Origin of the sequence: Mycolicibacterium sp. MU0053 (assembly GCF_963378095.1) — a bacterium.
Taxonomy (GTDB): Bacteria; Actinomycetota; Actinomycetes; order Mycobacteriales; family Mycobacteriaceae; genus Mycobacterium; species Mycobacterium burgundiense.
The window spans coordinates 1,222,902-1,239,108 of the sequence record NZ_OY726397.1; the positions used below are offsets into that span (position 1 = coordinate 1,222,902).

A 16,207-nucleotide genomic window follows, 5' to 3' on the forward strand; every position below is an offset into this window, starting at 1 on the left:
GTCGAATCTGCTCTGTGGCAACAATGGTCACGCTTGTCCGTCCCGTTGCTTCCGGGGACCGTGCGGTTCGGACGCGTCGCCCTTGCGGGCCCGGGTTTTCTCGGGCTTCTCACCCGGTTCGGGTTGCAGCGCCTCCAGCAGTTCGCGCAGCTCGTCGAGCTCTTTGCGGAGGTAGTCGCGGGTGACGCCCTCGCCGACCGCCAACCGCAGCGCCGCCAGCTCGCGGGCCAGGTATTCGGTGTCGGCCTTGGTCTGCTGCGCGCGGCGGCGATCTTCCTCCAGCGACACCCGGTCGCGGTTCTCCTGCCGGTTCTGCGCGAGCAGGATCAAGGGGGCCGCGTAGGCGGCCTGGGTCGAAAACGCCAGGTTGAGCAGGATGAACGGGTAGGGATCCCACTGCCAGGCGAACGCCCCGAGGTTCAGCGCAATCCAGACGATCACCAGCATCGTCTGCCACATCAGATAACGGCCGGTGCCCAGATACCGGGCGATCGACTCGCTGAACTTGCCGACCGCCTCGGCGTCGACGTTGAACCGGGGGCGCCGCGAAACCCGCGGGGTGTCGAGCCGGTTGCTCACGGCGCCGGATCCAGTTCGACTTCGTCGTCGCGCGCCCGCCAGTCGTGCGGCAGCAGATGGTCGAGCACGTCGTCGACGGTCACCGCACCCAGCAGGTGGCCGGCCTCGTCGAGGACGGGACCGCACACCAGGTTGTAGGCGGCGAAGTAGCGGGTCAGCGCCGACAGTGGCATCTCGGGCGTCAGGCTGGGCAGATCGTCATCCAGGATGCCGCTGACCAGCGCCGCCGGCGGCTCCCGAAGCAGCCGCTGCAGATGCACGCCGCCGAGGTAGTGCCCGGTCGGGGTGGCCGTCGGCGGACGCACCACCAACACCAGCGAGGACAGCGCGGGCGTCAGGTCCGGGTCGCGCACCCGCGCCAGCGCCTCGGCCACCGTGGTGTCGGTCCCGACGACCACCGGCTCGGAGGTCATCAGACCGCCCGCGGTGTCGGGGGAGTGCTGCAGCAGCCGCCGCACCGGATCCGAGTCCTCGGGATCCATCCGCGCCAGCAGCAGTTCGGCCTCGGTCGGATTGAGTTCGCCGAGCACGTCGGCCGCGTCGTCGGGATCCATGGCCTCCAGCACGTCGACCGCGCGCTTGGTGCCCAGCGTCTGCAACACCTCGACCTGCTCGTCCTGGGAGAGTTCCTGCAGGATGTCGGCCAACCGTTCGTCGTCGAGGGCGTTGAGTACCTCGGTGCGCCGCTTGGGGGGCAGTTCCCGCATGGCGTCGGCGACCTTGATCGGGCGCTGGCCCTCGAATTGGTGCAACAACTGCGCGACGCCCTGGCCGGGCATCGACAACGCCGACGGGGTCAGACCGGAGACGTTCTGCCAGTCCACCACGTAGACGTTGCTGCGCCGGCCGAGGCGCCGGTGGTTGCGCACCGCGACCCGGGTCACCACCCAGTCCCGGGACCGGGTCTGCTCGATGCCGAGGTCGACGACGTTCAAGTCGGTGCCCGCGAGCTCTTCGAGCTCGGGGTCGTTGACCCGCACCCGGGTGTCGAGCACCTGTCCCAGCACCAGGGCCTCGCCGGGACGCTGGGCGAACCGGCGCAGCGACACGTTGCCGGTGGTCAATGTCACCGCATGCGGTTCGATCGCGGTCACCCGCAGAATCGGCACGAAAATCCTTTGGCGCGTGAGCAATTCGACCACCAGGCCGATGACCCGCGGTTGCTGACGCACAATGCTGATACTCACCACGACATCGCGAACCCGCCCCAGCGATTCGCCGTCGGGTCCCAGTACCACCAGACCGGCGAGCCGTGCTGCGTAGACCCTGTTCACCGCCGCCATAGTTCAAAGGGTCGCACACCCATTGCGAGCTGAGTTGTCGGTGGTGTGCTGTAGGAACAGAAATATGAATCTGGTGGCGTGGGCTGAGCGCAACGGCGTTGCGCTCGTACCGGACTTCGAGTGGGCACGGCGGTGTTGCGCGGATGACTGCGTGGGCGAAGGTCCAGCAGATCCCGGTCGACAAGTTCGAGATCGACGTCGGGTCTGCGTTGAGCTGGCACCGTCGGACGTTTGTTGCCCTGCTGCGTGTGCGGTCGGTGCACCGGAACTTGGGCGAGTATCTGGACCGGCTCGGCTCGGAATCTGTGTAGGCCGCACTGGCCGCACCGGGCCAAGGCTGGTTGTGGTGGGTGCTGTCCGTCGCAGCGACCGATGATCGAGGTGTGGCGTGATGGCGAAGTTGGAGGTCCCTGACGGACGGTGTGTGCAGGCGTTTCGGTTCACGCTGGACCCGACCGAGGATCAAGCGAGTTCGTTGGCAAGGCATTTCGGCGCGCGGCGCAAGGCGTACAACTGGGCCGTGGCCATCCTGAAAGCCGATATCGAAGCGTGGCACGCAGCCGGGACGCAGGCGGCGAAGCCGTCCCTTCGGGTGTTGCGGAAACGCTGGAACACGGTCAAAGACGAGGTGTGTGTCAACGCTGAGACTGGTGCGGTGTGGTGGCAGGAATGTTCGAAGGAGGCCTACGCCGACGGCATCGCTGGAGCGGTGCACGCCTATTGGAACTGGCAGACTTCCCGTGCAGGCAAGCGTGCCGGGAAAAGGGTCGGCTTTCCGCGGTTCAAACGGAAAGGCCGCGACATTGACCGGGTGTCCTTCACTACCGGCGCCATGCGGGTCGAGCCCGACCGTCGTCACCTCACGCTTCCGGTGGTCGGCACTGTCCGCACGCACGAGAACACCCGTCGTGTCGAGCGGCTCATCCGTGCCGGGCGGGCGCGGGTGTTGGCGATCTCGGTTCGCCGCAACGGCACTCGCCTGGATGCGAGTGTGCGGGTTGTGGTCAAACGGCCCCAGCAAGCCGGTGTGGTGCGACCTGATTCGCGGGTCGGTGTCGATGTCGGCGTGCGGCGGTTAGCCACCGTGGCCACCGCTGACGGCACCGTGATTGAGCGGGTCGAGAACCCGCGCCCGTTGGACAACGCGCTGCGTGAGTTGCGCCATGTTTCGCGTGCCCGGTCGCGCTGTGTGAAAGGTTCCCGACGTTACCGGGAACGCAGCACTGCACTGTCCCGGCTGCACCGCCGGGTCAACGACGTCCGCGCTTATCACCTGCACGTCCTCACAACACGGTTGGCTAAAACCCACGGCCGGATCGTTGTTGAAAGATTGGACACCGCGGGGATGTTGCGGCAAAAGGGCTTACCGGGGGCTCGCGCCAGGCGGCGTGGACTCTCGGACGCTGCCCTGGCCACACTGCTCCGCCACCTGTCCTATAAGACGGGTTGGTACGGGTCGCAGCTGGTCATTGCTGACCGCTGGTTCCCGTCGTCGAAAACCTGCCATGCCTGCGGGCATGTGCAGGACATCGGATGGACCGAACAGTGGCAATGTGACGGCTGTTCGGCAGCGCCACATCAGCGCGATGACAACGCATCTATCAACCTCGCACGCTACGAGGAAACTCTAGCGTCGTCGGCCCAGTTGGGGCCGCCGTCAAGCGTGGAGCCGACCGTAAGACCCGGACTGGCCGGGCTGGAGGCCGTGAAGCGCGAAAGGGAACCGGCCACTCGGCCGGGGAACAACCCCGAGATGGGGTGCGAGTCGTGACCACTAGAGTTTCACGTACTCGCAACGGTAGGAGTGGAACCGTGAACAGTGCGCATCGATCCGGCCTAGAAGACGAACTCGTCCATCCCAGGAGGACCTGCCTGTCCGTGCCGGGCAGCAGCCGCAAGATGATCGACAAGGCCAAGGGCCTGCCCGCCGACCAGGTGTTCCTCGACCTCGAGGACGCCGTGGCACCCGACGCCAAGGCCCAGGCGCGCACCGAGGTTGCCGCCGCGCTGGCCGAACCGGGCTGGGGGCGGCAACAGCGCGGCGTCCGGGTCAACGACTGGACGACCCCGTGGACCCACGCCGACACCATCGAGGTCGTCGCCGCGGCCGGTGCGCACCTCGATGTCGTGGTGTTGCCCAAGGTGACCGACGTCTCCCACATCACCGCGCTGGACCTGCTGCTGACCCAGCTCGAGCACACCCACGGTCTGGACGTCGGTCGGATCGGGATCGACGCCCAGATCGAGGACGCCCGGGGGCTGACCAACATCGACGCGATCGCGGCGCATCCCCGGGTGCAGGCGCTGGTGCTCGGTCCCGCCGACCTGATGGCGAGCCTGAACATGCGCACGCTGGTGGTGGGGGAACAGCCCGAGGGATACACCGAGGGCGACGCGTACCACCACGTTCTGATGACGATCCTGGTGGCGGCCCGGACGCACGGCATCGCCGCCGTCGACGGCCCGTTCCTCAAGATCCGGGACGTGGACGCATTCCGCCGGGTGGCCGGCCGGGCCGCGGCGTTGGGCTACGACGGCAAGTGGGTGCTGCACCCGGATCAAATCGCCGCGGGCAACGAGATCTTCAGCCCCCGGCAGGCCGACTACGACCACGCCGAGTTGATCCTCGAGGCCTACGAATGGCACACCTCGCTGGCCGGCGGGGCGCGCGGCGCGGTGATGCTGGGCGAGGAGATGATCGACGAGGCCAGCCGCAAGATGGCGTTGGTGATCGCCGGCAAGGGGCGCGCGGCCGGTATGAAACGTCAGGGGGCGCCGTTCACCCCGCCGAACTAGTCGGGCGGGACGCGGCTACAGCGTCCAGTTGTCGTTCGACATTCCGATCGCACCGAGCACCGTGAACAGCAGGATCAGCAACGCCAGGGTCACCGCGCCGATGACGATCCCGGCGATGGCCATCCCGCGGCCCTCCTGATTGGTCCGCTTGATCTGGTTGAGCGCGACGGTGCCGAGCACGATGCCCACGACCGGCAGGAATCCGCCGATGCAACAGATCAGGCTGAGCAGCGCGCCCACGATCGAGGTGATCAGCGACGCGGTCGCCAGGCTGTTGGTGCCGGCCGGGATCGACGTCGCGTAGGGGTCATACGGCCCGGGTGGGCCACCGAAGCCCCCGGGATAGCCGCCGTACCCGGGCGGGGGCGGATAACCACCGAGCGGCGGCGGGGGATAGGCCCCGTATCCGGGCGGTGGTGGGTAGTCCGCCGGGGGCGGCGGGTAGGCCGGCGGGTCCGGGTATCCCGCCGGGTAGTCCCACGCTGCGTTGGGATCCGCCGGATTCTGGTGCTCGCCCGAGTTGGCGTCGCCGGGGTTCGGGTTCGGTGTTGTCATGTCCTCATCGCATCGCGTAGATGGTCCAGATCAATCCGATGATCAGGGTGGCGACCCCGACGACGATGCCGGCCACGGCCAGTCCGTAACCGTTCTGCGGGGCCTGCTTGATCTGGTTGAGCGCCACGGTACCGAGCACGATGCCGGCAATCGAAAAGACGCCACCGAAATACGGTGCGAAACCGACGATCGAGGCCACCAGCGCCGCGACCGCCATCGGGTTGGTGCCCGCGGCGGTCGGGGGCCCGTATTCGTACCCCGAATAGGCGGGATTATCGGCGCCCGGCGGGACCTGGTGCGGATAGCCCGGGACGGGGTGGGCGCCGTGGGGCGGCGGGGGGTGGGCGGCCCACTCCTCGGGCAGGTGCGGATCCGGGCGAGCATCGCCGTCCGCGGCTGTCATGCTGATAAACCTAGCGTATCCGCAGGTCGAGCGGTGGAACCTCAGGCATCCGGCACCATTGCCCGCGCCGGTTCGTTGCACCGGCAACCCGCGAAGCGCTGAAACAATCGGCACCGAAGAGGAGAATGAGCACCGATGACCAGTCCATTTCAGCCCGGTCCGGCGGCTGGGCCGGGTTCAGCCCAGCCCGGTGCGAGCCGGCGCGGACCGATCAACCTGCCCACGCCACCCAAGGGGTGGCCCATCGGGTCCTATCCGACCTACGCCGAGGCGCAGCGCGCCGTCGACTATCTGTCCGATCAGGAGTTCCCGGTTCAGCAGGTCACGATCGTCGGTGTCGACCTGATGCAGGTCGAGCGCGTCACGGGTCGGCTGTCCTGGCCCAAGGTGCTCGGCGGCGGCATCCTCACCGGCGCCTGGCTGGGCTTCTTCATCGGCCTGGTGCTGGGTTTCTTCAGCCCCAACCCGTGGGCCGCGCTGCTGACGGGTCTGATCGCGGGCGTCTTCTTCGGTCTCATCACCTCGGCCATTCCGTACGCGATGGCGCGCGGCACGCGCGATTTCAGCTCCACGATGCAGCTGGTCGCCGGCCGCTACGACGTGCTGTGTGACCCGCAGAATGCCGAACGCGGCCGCGACCTGCTGGCGCGGCTGAAGATCTGAGCCGGCGGGGCCGCTCCGCCCGCCAAAGCCGCTTCGATAGCCTGCTCGAAATGCGACGCGCGTGCCACAAGTGTTGCGTGTCACGTGGGCGTGGCTCTACGGTTCACGCGCGGGAGTAACCCGAATGTGGAGGCGAGAGGCGGTGTGAGCATTTGGCGGCAGCACGCGCACGCTCGACGGGTAAGCGCGCCCGGTTAAGGAAGCTCGGCGCCGGCACCCTCGCCGCGCTCACCGCGATGTCGACCGTTGCGGCCTGTGGTTCGCCGCCCGACGGGGTGGTGGTCAGTTTCTACACCCCCGCCAGTGAGACGGCGACCTTCACCGCGGTGGCCAAACGCTGCAATGAGGAACTCGCGGGCCGCTTCACCATCGAGCAGGTCAGCCTGCCCAAGGGTGCCGACGATCAGCGGCTGCAGCTGGCCCGGCGGCTCACCGGCAACGACCGCACCCTCGACGTGATGGCCCTCGACGTGGTGTGGACGGCCGAGTTCGCCGAAGCCGGTTGGGCACTTCCGCTTTCGGACGACCCCGCCGGCCAGGCCGAGGCCGACGCCACCAACAACACCCTGCCGGGACCGCTGGAGACGGCGAAGTGGCAGGACAAGCTGTACGCCGCGCCCGTCACCACCAACACCCAGTTGCTCTGGTATCGGCCGGATTTGATGGCCGAGCCGCCCACCACCTGGGACGGCATGGTGGCCGAGGCCACCCGGTTGCACGCCGCGGGCCAGCCCAGTTGGATCGCCGTCCAGGCCAAGCAGTACGAGGGGCTGGTGGTGTGGTTCAACACGCTGCTGGAAAGCGCTGGCGGACAGGTGCTCTCCGACGACGGCGAGCGGGTCACCCTGACCGACACCCCGGAGCACCGCGACGCCACCGTCAAGGCGCTGTCGATCATGAAGGCCGTGGCGACCGCGCCCGGAGCCGACCCGTCGATCACCCAGACCGATGAGGGCACCGCGCGGCTGGCGCTCGAGCAGGGCAAGGCGGCGCTGGAAGTCAACTGGCCCTTCGTCCTTCCGTCGATGCTCGAGAACGCCGTCAAGGGTGGGGTGTCGTTCCTCCCGCTCGACGAGCGCCCCGACCTGCAGTCCGCGATCAACGAGGTCGGCACGTTCTCCCCGACCGACGAGCAGTTCGACATCGCTTACACCGAGAGCCAGCAGGTGTTCGGTTTCGCCCCGTATCCGGGGGTGCGCGCCGGTGAGCCGGCCCGGGTCACCCTCGGCGGCCTGAACCTCGCCGTGGCCAAGACCACCCGGCATCCGGCCGAGGCGTTCGAGGCCATCCGGTGCTTGCGCAACGAGGAGAACCAGCAGTTCACCTCGATCGAGGGTGGTCTGCCCGCGGTGCGGACGTCGCTGTACGCCGATCCCGCGTTCCAAGCGAAGTACCCGCAGTACGCCATCATTCAGGAGCAACTGACCAATGCGGCCGTCCGCCCCGCCACCCCGCTGTATCAGGCGGTGTCGACCATGATGTCGGCCACCTTGGCGCCGATCACCGACATCGACCCCGAACGCACGGCTGACGAACTCGCCGAACAGGTGCAGAAGGCGATCGACGGGAGGGGCCTGATCCCGTGACGACCGCCGCCCCCGCAGCGCCGGCTCGGCGCCTCAGCGACGACCGCAGATCCGAACGCAAACTGGCGTATCTGCTGATCGCTCCCGCGGTCATCCTGATGGTGGCGGTCACCGCCTATCCCATCGGTTACGCGGTGTGGCTGAGCCTGCAGCGCTACAACCTCGCCCAGCCCGACGACACGTCGTTCGTCGGATTGAGCAACTACGTCACGGTGCTGACCGACGGCTACTGGTGGTCGGCGCTGGGCGTCACCACCACCGTCACGGTGATCTCGGTGGCCATCGAGTTCGTCCTGGGTCTGACGCTGGCACTGGTCATGCACCGCACCATCTTCGGGAAGGGCGTGGTGCGCACCGTCGTCCTGATCCCGTACGGCATCGTCACGGTCGCGGCCGCCTACAGCTGGTACTACGCCTGGACCCCCGGCACCGGCTACCTGGCCAACCTCCTGCCCGAGGGCACCGCACCGTTGACCGAGCAGTGGCCGTCGTTGGCGGTGGTGATCCTGGCCGAGGTGTGGAAGACCACGCCGTTCATGGCGCTGCTGCTGCTGGCCGGCCTGGCGTTGGTGCCCGACGATCTGCTCAAGGCCGCCCAGGTCGACGGCGCCGGTCCCTGGCGGCGGTTGACCCGCATCATCCTGCCGATGATGAAGCCGGCAATCCTGGTGGCGTTGCTGTTCCGCACGCTGGACGCCTTCCGGATCTTCGACAACATCTACATTCTGACCGCCGGCGCAAACAACACCGCGTCGGTGTCGATCCTCGGCTACGACAACCTCTTCAAGGGTTTCTCCATCGGATTGGGCTCGGCGATCAGCGTGTTGGTGTTCGTCTGCGTGGCGATCATCGCCTTCGTGTTCATCAAGTTGTTCGGCGCGTCGGCGCCGGGGGCAGATAGCGAGGAGCGCTAGATGTCGACGCGCTTGAGTGGGGGCCGGGCCGCCGGCTGGACCGTCGTCAACGTCGTCGTGGTGATCTACGCACTGCTGCCGGTGCTGTGGATCCTGTCGCTGTCGCTCAAGCCCACGTCGATGGTCAAGGACGGCAACCTGATTCCGTCGCAGATCACCTTCGACAATTACCGCGCGATCTTCACCGGCGGCGCGACCAACATCTTCAACTCGGCACTGATCAACTCGATCGGCATCGGTCTGATCACCACCGTGATCGCCGTCGTCATCGGCGGCATGGCCGCCTACGCGATCGCCAGGCTGGACTTCCCCGGCAAGAAGCTGTTGGTCGGCATGGCATTGCTCATCGCGATGTTCCCGCAGATCTCGCTCGTGACACCGATTTTCAACATGTGGCGCAACATCGGACTGTTCGACACCTGGGCCGGTCTGGTGATCCCGTACATCACGTTCGCGTTGCCGCTGGCCATCTACACCCTGTCGGCGTTCTTCCGGGAAATCCCGTGGGATCTGGAGAAGGCTGCCCGGATGGACGGGGCCACCCCGGCGCAGGCGTTCCGGATGGTGATCGCGCCGTTGGCGGCCCCGGGGATCGTGACCGCGGCCATCCTGGTGTTCATCTTCGCGTGGAACGACCTGCTGCTGGCGTTGTCGCTGACCGCGACCAAGGCGGCCATCACGGCCCCGGTGGCCATCGCAAACTTCACCGGCAGTTCGCAATTCGAGGAACCGACGGGTTCGATTGCGGCCGGCGCGATGGTGATCACCATTCCGATCATTGTGTTTGTCTTGATCTTCCAACGGCGCATCGTCGCCGGCTTGACCTCTGGCGCGGTGAAAGGTTAGCGATGGCCGAGATCGTTCTCTCGCATGTGACCAAGAGTTACCCCGACGGCAAGGGCGTCCGGGACGCCGTCAAGGATCTGTCGCTGACGATCGCCGACGGCGAGTTCATCATTCTGGTCGGGCCCTCCGGTTGCGGTAAGTCGACCACGCTGAACATGATCGCGGGCCTCGAGGACATCACCTCCGGTGAGCTGACCATCGGCGGTGAACGGGTCAACGAGAAGGCCGCCAAGGACCGCGATATCGCGATGGTGTTCCAGTCCTACGCGCTGTATCCGCACATGACGGTGCGGCAGAACATCGCCTTCCCGCTGACCTTGGCCAAGCTGCCCAAGGCCGACATCGCCAAGAAGGTGCAGGACACCGCGAAGGTGCTCGACCTCACCGAGTTGCTGGACCGCAAACCGTCACAGCTCTCCGGTGGTCAGCGGCAGCGGGTGGCGATGGGGCGCGCAATTGTGCGCGATCCCAAGGCATTCCTGATGGACGAGCCGTTGTCGAACCTCGACGCCAAGCTGCGGGTGCAGATGCGCGGTGAGATCGCCCGCCTGCAGCAGCGGCTGGGCACCACGACGGTTTACGTCACCCACGACCAGACCGAGGCCATGACACTCGGCGACCGGGTGGTGGTGATGCGCGCCGGCGTGGCCCAGCAGATCGGTCCGCCCGACGAGTTGTATGCGCGGCCGGCGAACCTGTTCGTGGCCGGCTTCATCGGGTCACCGTCGATGAACTTCCTGCCCGCAACGTTGACGCCGGTGGGTGTGGAGCTGCCGTTCGGGGAGGTGACCCTGACCCAGGAGGTGCTCGACAACATTGCGGCGCACCCGAAACCGAAGAACATCATCGTCGGCGTGCGGCCCGAGCATTTCGAGGACGCCACCCTGCTCGACGGCTACCAGCGGATCCGCGCGTTGACCTTCGAGGTCAAGGCGGACCTGGTGGAGTCCCTGGGCGCCGACAAATACGTGTACTTCGCCACCGGCGGCGAGGGAGCGCATTCCGAGCAGTTGGCCGAGTTGGCCGCCGACTCCGGTGCGGGCGCAAACGAATTCGTCGCGCGGGTGTCCACCGATTCCCCGGTGACCGCCGGGCAAACCGTGCAGCTGTCGTTCGACTCCTCGCGAGTGCTGGTCTTCGACGCCGATTCCGGTGTCAACCTGACCTTGCGCCCGGCCGGAGACGGGTGAGCTCAGTTCTGGCCGAGGTGCGCGCCCACGTGCGCGCGCACTTCGCGGCCAGCGGCATGGACACCGAGCCGGGGTCGGCCAGCGTGACGTTTTTGGGTATCGAGCGCATCGAGGTGCTGCGCTTCGGTCCCGACGCCGACGGTGTGCTGCATTACGTTTCGCTGGGGTGCGCGCGGCATCCGATGGGGGATCCGGCTGCGCTGGCCGCCGACCCGGTGCGCGGCCCCCGCGCCGAAGTGATTGTGAGCCTGCGTAATACGGTGCCCACACCGGGGATCGCCCGTACCGTGGCGCTGCTGGCCGCGACGCCGGCCGTCGACGGGTTGGTGTTGGTGGAGGATGCGCTGATAGACCTCGGATCGGCGTTGTGGGCGCAGGAGCCCGGGCACGCGCCGCTGTCGGCCGTGCTGCTGGGTCCCGGACAGATCGCCGACCTGGAACTGTCGCCGCCGATGGACGCGGTGCAATTTTTGGCCGCCACACCGATCACCGCCAACGAGGCGGCCTGGGTGCGGCTCAAGGGTGTCGACGAACTGCGGGCCACCTGGGCGCAGGACGGCACCGACGTGCTGGATCCGGGCCGCGTCTAGCGAGCAGCACCCCCGACCCTCTTTCCGCGAGCGGGCGAGTCCCCGGCCGACACGCCGCTGATTTCCCGTGGTTTGCGCACGCTCGCGCCTTCGAACGCTCGCGCCTTTAACGCGACGCCGTCGTCGCGCTGTCAGAGCCAGTGGTTGCGGCGAAAGACGCCGTACAGCAGTGAACACACCGTGAGCATCAGCAGCAGCACCGCCGGATAGGCCCAGGGCTCATTGAGTTCGGGCATGTACTCGAAGTTCATGCCGTAGACGCCGGCGATCATGGTCGGTACCGCGGCGATCGCGACCCAGGCCGAGATCTTGCGCATGTCGACGTTCTGTTGCACGCTCACCTTCGCCAGCGCGGCATGCACCAGTGAGGACAGCATCTCGTCGTAGCTGGCGATCCGGTCGGCCGCCTGGGTCTGATGATCGAGCACGTCGCGCATGTAGCGGACCAGTTCTTTGGAAAGCAGATCCTTGTATTCGGAGTTGATCCGACCCAGCTCCACCGAGAGCGGGGCGACCGCGCGGCGCAGTTCCACCACTTCGCGCTTGAGCATGTAGATCTGGCCGATGTCGGTCTTGCTGTTGGTGGAGAACGTCTCCTCCTCGATGGTGTCGATGTCGGCCTCCATCAGCGTCGTCACGTCCAGATAGCTGTCGACGACGTGGTCGGCAATCGCATGCATCACCGCATACGGCCCCAACGCCAGCTGCCGCGGCCGGCTTTCGAGGGCTTTGCGGACACCGGCCAACCCGGAGTGCTCGCCGTGCCGAACGGTGACGACGAAATCCGGTCCGACGAACACCATGATTTCGCCGGTCTCGACGATCTCACGGGTCAGCAGCACCGACTCGTGTTCGACGTAGTTGACCGTCTTGAGCACCAGGAACAACATGTTGTCGTATCGCTCGAGCTTGGGGCGCTGATGAGCGTGCACGGCGTCCTCGACTGCCAGCGGGTGGATGTCGAAGACCTCTGCCACCGAATGCATTTGATCTTCGGTGGGCTGGTGCAACCCGATCCACGCGTAGGCCTTTTGGCCGGCCTGTTCCAGTTCCCGGACGCGGGCGATCGCCTCGATGGGGGTGAACTGACCCGGCAACCGCGTGCCGTCGTGGTAGACCGCGCAGTCGACCATCGCGCCGGATGGGGGACGTGGGTACCGCTCGGCCGTCGCACGGGTGCGGGTTGCCCTGAGCAACGCGGGAGGGACGGCACGAAACGGCGGCATGACCAACCTTCCCTTCTGCAGGGTCGAGCGCACCGTGATGTTACGCCGCGGGCCTGCGGACCGTCCCGTCCTCACGATGGGGGAACCACATTCGGTGAGGTTATCCGGTGCAGTAACCTGGCTCGGTGGCCGAATCGGATAGTGCACCGCATCTGGTGCTCACGGACGAGGAAATTTTCGACGCGCACTTGGGCGGCAAACTGTCGGTGGAGTTGAAGTCGCCGCTGGACACCCAGCGGGCGCTGTCCATCGCCTACACGCCGGGGGTGGCCCAGGTCAGCCGCGCCATCGCCACCGATGTCACCCTCGCCAAGCGCTACACCTGGGCCAACCGCCTGGTGGCCGTGGTGAGCGACGGGACCGCGGTGCTCGGTCTCGGCGACATCGGCCCGGCCGCCTCGCTGCCGGTGATGGAGGGCAAAAGCGCGCTGTTCAAGACGTTCGCAGGCCTGGATTCCATTCCGATCGTGCTGGCCACCAAGGACCCCGACGAGATCGTCGAGACCCTGGTGCGGCTGCGCCCGACGTTCGGCGCGGTCAACCTGGAGGACATCTCGGCGCCGCGCTGCTTCGAGATCGAACGCCGCGTCATCGAGGCCCTGGACTGCCCGGTCATGCACGACGATCTGCACGGCACCGCGATCGTGGTCCTCGCGGCCCTGCTGGGCGCGACGAAGGTGGTCGGCCGTGAGATGAGTTCGCTGCGGGTGGTGGTGTCGGGCGCCGGCGCGGCCGGGGTGGCCTGCACCAACATCCTGCTGGCCAGCGGCGTCTCCGATGTCACGGTGCTGGACTCCAAGGGCATCGTGTCCCGCGAGCGGGAAGACCTCAACAGCTTCAAGGCCGAACTCGCCGAGCGCACCAACCCCGCCGGGCGGACCGGCGGTCTGGCCGAGGCCCTCGACGGCGCCGACGTTTTCCTGGGAGTTTCGGCCGGGGTGGTGCCCGAGGACATCATCGCGACGATGGCCCCGAAGAGCATCGTGTTCGCGTTGTCGAACCCGGACCCCGAAATCCACCCCGATGTCGCGCACAAGTACGCGGCGGTGGTCGCGACCGGACGCAGCGACTTCCCCAACCAGATCAACAATGTGCTGGCATTCCCCGGCGTGTTCCGCGGGGCGTTGGACGCCGGCGCGCGGCGCATCACCGAGCGGATGAAGGTGGCCGCGGCCGAGGCGATTCACGCCGTGGTGGGCGACGATCTGGATCCGGAGTACATCGTGCCGAGCCCGCTGGATCCGCGGGTGTGCCCCGCGGTGACCGAAGCGGTGAGCGCCGCTGTTGAGGACGAGGACTAGCCGCTGACTGGCATCGGCCGGCTACGCCCCGCACTGTGGGGGGTGCTGGTGGTGTTGGTGCTTGCGGGATGCGGTGGCCCGCAACCCGGCGACGGTTCGGTGGGCGTCGGTGCCGGCCCGGACCCGGATTCGGTGCTGCTGGCCAATCTGTACGCGGCCGCGCTGCGGTATTACGGCACCCCGGCCCACGTCGTCGAGCTTTCCGATCCGTTGGCGGGACTGGACTCCGGCGAGGTCACGGTGGTCCCGGGCTACACCGGCCGGCTGTTGCAGCGGTTTGCCCCCGGCACCCGCGGCACCGGCGATGAGCAGGTGTACAAGGCCATGGTCGGCATGCTGCCCGAGGGGGTCAGCGCCGGCGACTACGCGACCGCCGCCGAGGACAAGCCGGCCGTCGCGATCACCGAGGCCACCGCAGCGGACTGGGACGGCCGCGATCTGGCGACCATGGTCGAACACTGCGACGAACTGCGGCCAGGTGCGCCGCGGGGGATGCGGCCGCCGTCGTCGGTCGGCACGTGCACGCTGCCCGCACCTCGCGAATTCAGCGACGACACAGCGCTTTTCGAGGCTCTGCAGGCTGACCGCATCAACGTGGCCTGGACCATGACGGCCGATCCGAAGGTGCCCGGCGAGGTGGTGGTGCTGGCCGACCGCAAGCCGAACATGGTCCGGGCGCAGAACGTCGTACCGCTGTACCGGCGCAACGAACTGAGCGCGCGGCAGGTGCTGGCGGTCAACGAGGTTGCCGGTGTGCTCGACACCGCGACGCTCAAACAGCTGCGAAAAGACCTGGCCGCGGGGGCCGATCCGCGCGTCCTGGCCGAGGAGTGGTTGGCGGAGAACCCGCTGGGCCGCTGAGCGACTCAGTGCGCGCCGGGCACCGCCTTGGCCATCGCCTTTGCGACGATCCGCTGATAGCCCGAACCGGTCAGGCGCACGAGCACGTCGAGGACCTTGGCGTCGGCGCCCACGAGGACCCGCGCCTTCTTCTTGCGCACCGCTTCGAGGATGATCTGGGCGGCCCGTTCGGGGCTGGTGCGCGCCAGCTTTCGGTCGAATTCGTTGGCCAGTTGCTGCGCGTCGAGGCCCTCGGCGGCGGTGGCGTTGCGGGCGATCGCGGTCTTGATGCCACCCGGATGCACCGTCGTGACCGCGACGTGCGGGTACTTGGTGAGCATTTCCTGGCGCAGTGCCTCGGTGAAGCCGCGCACGGCGAACTTCGCCGCGTTGTAGGCCGCCTGCCCGGGCACGGAGAAGATGCCGAACAGGCTCGAGACGTTGACGACGTGACCGTCACCGGACTCGATCAGGTGCGGCAGGAAGGCCTTGGTGCCGTTGACGACGCCCCAGAAGTCGACGTCCATCACGCGTTCCATGTCCTTGTAGGCGGTGACCTCCACATCACCGGAGTAGGCGATGCCCGCGTTGTTGTAAACCTGGTTGACCTTGCCGAAGTGTTCTTTGACCTGTCCGGCATAGAGTTCGAACGCTTCGCGCTCGGTGACGTCGAGGCGGTCGGTCTTCACGGGCGCGCCGATGGCCTTGAGTTCGGCCTCGGTCTCGGCCAACCCCTCGGTGTCGACGTCGCTGATGGCGACCTTGGCCCCGGAGCGGCCGAGTTCGATCGCGAGCGCGCGTCCGATGCCCGAACCGGCACCCGTCACGACGCACACTTTTCCGGCGAAGCCCTCCATGAGCGCACTCCTCGCTTGTTCAACTCGTGTCAAGTAGATCAGATTAGCCGATACCGACGGTACCGGGTTGGGCCGGGTCGCGGTCTGCTTGGGTAACGGAACACTACGGGCCTACGATGCGTCAATCATGAAGTACTCGCATATTGCGGCCGTTGCTGCGATCGGGCTTTCGGTGGGACTGGCCACGGCCGTGCCCGCTGCGGCCGATGCGGAAACCGACGCTTTTCTGAATTCGCTGGCCGATGCCGGTATCACCGACATCGATCCGGCCACCGCAGCGAACGTGGGCCGCGACGTCTGCCCCATGCTGGCCGAACCCGGTCAGCGGATGGCGGATGTGGCCGGACGGGTGTCCGAGTCCATCGGCCGACCGCTGGGACCGGCCACGATGTTCACCGGCCTGGCCATCACGTTGTTCTGCCCCAGCGCGGTGGCCTCGGTCGCCAACGGCGAATACCCCGTTCCGCTCGGGCTGTTCGGCTTCTGACCTACCGGTCTTCGCGCGAGCGCCCACCGTTGTACGCGACACGCCGCTGCGCGGTGTACAAGGGTGGCCGCTCGCGCTGAAGAACTCAGCT

The 16,207-nt window shown here is 67.2% G+C and carries 18 protein-coding genes; 12 read left to right on the top strand and 6 right to left on the bottom strand.

Features of this window, described 5'->3' with window-relative positions; all coding sequences use genetic code 11:
• Positions 1-27: 27 nt before the first annotated feature.
• Positions 28-579, bottom strand: a complete 552-nt coding sequence (locus tag RCP80_RS05810) for a DUF1003 domain-containing protein (protein WP_308481430.1) — start codon at positions 577-579, stop codon at positions 28-30.
• Positions 576-1,862: a magnesium transporter MgtE N-terminal domain-containing protein gene (locus RCP80_RS05815; protein ID WP_308481431.1), complete on the bottom strand. Its 1,287-nt coding sequence runs from the start codon at positions 1,860-1,862 to the stop codon at positions 576-578. The genes RCP80_RS05810 and RCP80_RS05815 overlap by 4 nt, the downstream gene beginning before the upstream one ends.
• 143 nt (positions 1,863-2,005) lie before the next feature.
• On the opposite strand from RCP80_RS05815, the gene RCP80_RS25975 reads away from it, so the two are divergent.
• The 3 genes from RCP80_RS25975 (at position 2,006) to RCP80_RS05830 (ending at position 4,658) form a co-directional block, all read left to right on the top strand.
• Positions 2,006-2,173 carry a hypothetical protein gene (locus RCP80_RS25975; RefSeq protein WP_373693454.1) on the top strand — a complete coding sequence of 56 codons (168 nt, stop codon included), beginning with the start codon at positions 2,006-2,008 and terminating at the stop codon, positions 2,171-2,173.
• An 80-nt stretch (positions 2,174-2,253) separates the two neighbouring features.
• Entirely contained in the window at positions 2,254-3,633 is a 1,380-nt protein-coding gene (tnpB, locus tag RCP80_RS05825; RefSeq protein WP_373693455.1) for an IS607 family element RNA-guided endonuclease TnpB, read from the top strand.
• Positions 3,634-3,674: 41 nt separating this feature from the next.
• On the top strand, positions 3,675-4,658 hold the full coding sequence (locus RCP80_RS05830) for an HpcH/HpaI aldolase/citrate lyase family protein (RefSeq protein ID WP_308481433.1): 984 nt from the start codon (positions 3,675-3,677) through the stop codon (positions 4,656-4,658).
• A 15-nt stretch (positions 4,659-4,673) separates the two neighbouring features.
• Here RCP80_RS05830 and RCP80_RS05835 read toward each other — a convergent pair whose 3' ends face one another.
• Together RCP80_RS05835 and RCP80_RS05840 are read right to left on the bottom strand one after the other, a co-directional pair.
• Positions 4,674-5,213, bottom strand: coding sequence for a DUF4190 domain-containing protein (locus RCP80_RS05835; protein ID WP_308481434.1), 540 nt, complete (start codon positions 5,211-5,213; stop codon positions 4,674-4,676).
• 4 nt (positions 5,214-5,217) lie between these two features.
• Positions 5,218-5,616 (bottom strand): DUF4190 domain-containing protein, encoded by a 399-nt coding sequence (locus tag RCP80_RS05840; protein WP_308481435.1) that lies wholly within the window; start codon positions 5,614-5,616, stop codon positions 5,218-5,220.
• 135 nt (positions 5,617-5,751) lie between these two features.
• On the opposite strand from RCP80_RS05840, the gene RCP80_RS05845 reads away from it, so the two are divergent.
• The 6 genes from RCP80_RS05845 to RCP80_RS05870 all read left to right on the top strand — a co-directional run bounded on the left by RCP80_RS05845 (position 5,752) and on the right by RCP80_RS05870 (position 11,405).
• Positions 5,752-6,279, top strand: a complete 528-nt coding sequence (locus RCP80_RS05845) for a YflT domain-containing protein (protein WP_308481436.1) — start codon at positions 5,752-5,754, stop codon at positions 6,277-6,279.
• A gap of 236 nt (positions 6,280-6,515) precedes the next feature.
• On the top strand, positions 6,516-7,865 hold the full coding sequence (locus RCP80_RS05850) for an ABC transporter substrate-binding protein (protein ID WP_308482719.1): 1,350 nt from the start codon (positions 6,516-6,518) through the stop codon (positions 7,863-7,865).
• Positions 7,862-8,779 (top strand): carbohydrate ABC transporter permease, encoded by a 918-nt coding sequence (locus tag RCP80_RS05855; protein ID WP_308481437.1) that lies wholly within the window; start codon positions 7,862-7,864, stop codon positions 8,777-8,779. Before RCP80_RS05850 ends, RCP80_RS05855 begins: the two co-directional genes overlap by 4 nt.
• Positions 8,780-9,625, top strand: coding sequence for a carbohydrate ABC transporter permease (locus tag RCP80_RS05860; RefSeq protein WP_308481438.1), 846 nt, complete (start codon positions 8,780-8,782; stop codon positions 9,623-9,625).
• Between the two features lie 2 nt (positions 9,626-9,627).
• Entirely contained in the window at positions 9,628-10,815 is a 1,188-nt protein-coding gene (locus tag RCP80_RS05865) for an ABC transporter ATP-binding protein (protein WP_308481439.1), read from the top strand.
• Entirely contained in the window at positions 10,812-11,405 is a 594-nt protein-coding gene (locus RCP80_RS05870) for a suppressor of fused domain protein (protein ID WP_373693456.1), read from the top strand. Before RCP80_RS05865 ends, RCP80_RS05870 begins: the two co-directional genes overlap by 4 nt.
• A 131-nt stretch (positions 11,406-11,536) precedes the next feature.
• On the opposite strand, the gene corA is transcribed toward RCP80_RS05870, so the two are convergent.
• Positions 11,537-12,631: a magnesium/cobalt transporter CorA gene (corA, locus tag RCP80_RS05875; protein WP_308481440.1), complete on the bottom strand. Its 1,095-nt coding sequence runs from the start codon at positions 12,629-12,631 to the stop codon at positions 11,537-11,539.
• Positions 12,632-12,756: 125 nt separating this feature from the next.
• Between corA and RCP80_RS05880 the strand changes: the two genes are divergently transcribed.
• Positions 12,757-13,932: an NAD(P)-dependent malic enzyme gene (locus tag RCP80_RS05880; RefSeq protein WP_308481441.1), complete on the top strand. Its 1,176-nt coding sequence runs from the start codon at positions 12,757-12,759 to the stop codon at positions 13,930-13,932.
• 51 nt (positions 13,933-13,983) lie between these two features.
• On the top strand, positions 13,984-14,793 hold the full coding sequence (locus tag RCP80_RS05885; RefSeq protein WP_308481442.1) for a glycine betaine ABC transporter substrate-binding protein: 810 nt from the start codon (positions 13,984-13,986) through the stop codon (positions 14,791-14,793).
• A 5-nt stretch (positions 14,794-14,798) separates the two neighbouring features.
• Here RCP80_RS05885 and RCP80_RS05890 read toward each other — a convergent pair whose 3' ends face one another.
• Positions 14,799-15,629: an SDR family NAD(P)-dependent oxidoreductase gene (locus RCP80_RS05890; protein WP_308481443.1), complete on the bottom strand. Its 831-nt coding sequence runs from the start codon at positions 15,627-15,629 to the stop codon at positions 14,799-14,801.
• A 127-nt stretch (positions 15,630-15,756) separates the two neighbouring features.
• Here RCP80_RS05890 and RCP80_RS05895 point away from each other — a divergent pair, with 127 nt between their 5' ends.
• Complete coding sequence (locus tag RCP80_RS05895) at positions 15,757-16,116, top strand: DUF732 domain-containing protein (RefSeq protein WP_308481444.1); 360 nt, start codon at positions 15,757-15,759, stop codon at positions 16,114-16,116.
• The last annotated feature ends 91 nt before the right edge of the window (positions 16,117-16,207 follow it).

What these genes read in the sequence shown, in the direction of transcription:
- RCP80_RS05815 (WP_308481431.1), bottom strand. Translation starts at nt 1,862, where the DNA reads ATGGCGGCGGTGAACAGGGTCTACGCAGCACGGCTCGCCGGTCTGGTG.
- RCP80_RS25975 (WP_373693454.1), top strand. Translation starts at nt 2,006, where the DNA reads ATGACTGCGTGGGCGAAGGTCCAGCAGATCCCGGTCGACAAGTTCGAG.
- tnpB (WP_373693455.1), top strand. Translation starts at nt 2,254, where the DNA reads ATGGCGAAGTTGGAGGTCCCTGACGGACGGTGTGTGCAGGCGTTTCGG.
- RCP80_RS05835 (WP_308481434.1), bottom strand. Translation starts at nt 5,213, where the DNA reads ATGACAACACCGAACCCGAACCCCGGCGACGCCAACTCGGGCGAGCAC.
- RCP80_RS05840 (WP_308481435.1), bottom strand. Translation starts at nt 5,616, where the DNA reads ATGACAGCCGCGGACGGCGATGCTCGCCCGGATCCGCACCTGCCCGAG.
- RCP80_RS05845 (WP_308481436.1), top strand. Translation starts at nt 5,752, where the DNA reads ATGACCAGTCCATTTCAGCCCGGTCCGGCGGCTGGGCCGGGTTCAGCC.
- RCP80_RS05850 (WP_308482719.1), top strand. Translation starts at nt 6,516, where the DNA reads ATGTCGACCGTTGCGGCCTGTGGTTCGCCGCCCGACGGGGTGGTGGTC.
- RCP80_RS05860 (WP_308481438.1), top strand. Translation starts at nt 8,780, where the DNA reads ATGTCGACGCGCTTGAGTGGGGGCCGGGCCGCCGGCTGGACCGTCGTC.
- RCP80_RS05865 (WP_308481439.1), top strand. Translation starts at nt 9,628, where the DNA reads ATGGCCGAGATCGTTCTCTCGCATGTGACCAAGAGTTACCCCGACGGC.
- corA (WP_308481440.1), bottom strand. Translation starts at nt 12,631, where the DNA reads ATGCCGCCGTTTCGTGCCGTCCCTCCCGCGTTGCTCAGGGCAACCCGC.
- RCP80_RS05890 (WP_308481443.1), bottom strand. Translation starts at nt 15,629, where the DNA reads ATGGAGGGCTTCGCCGGAAAAGTGTGCGTCGTGACGGGTGCCGGTTCG.
- RCP80_RS05895 (WP_308481444.1), top strand. Translation starts at nt 15,757, where the DNA reads ATGAAGTACTCGCATATTGCGGCCGTTGCTGCGATCGGGCTTTCGGTG.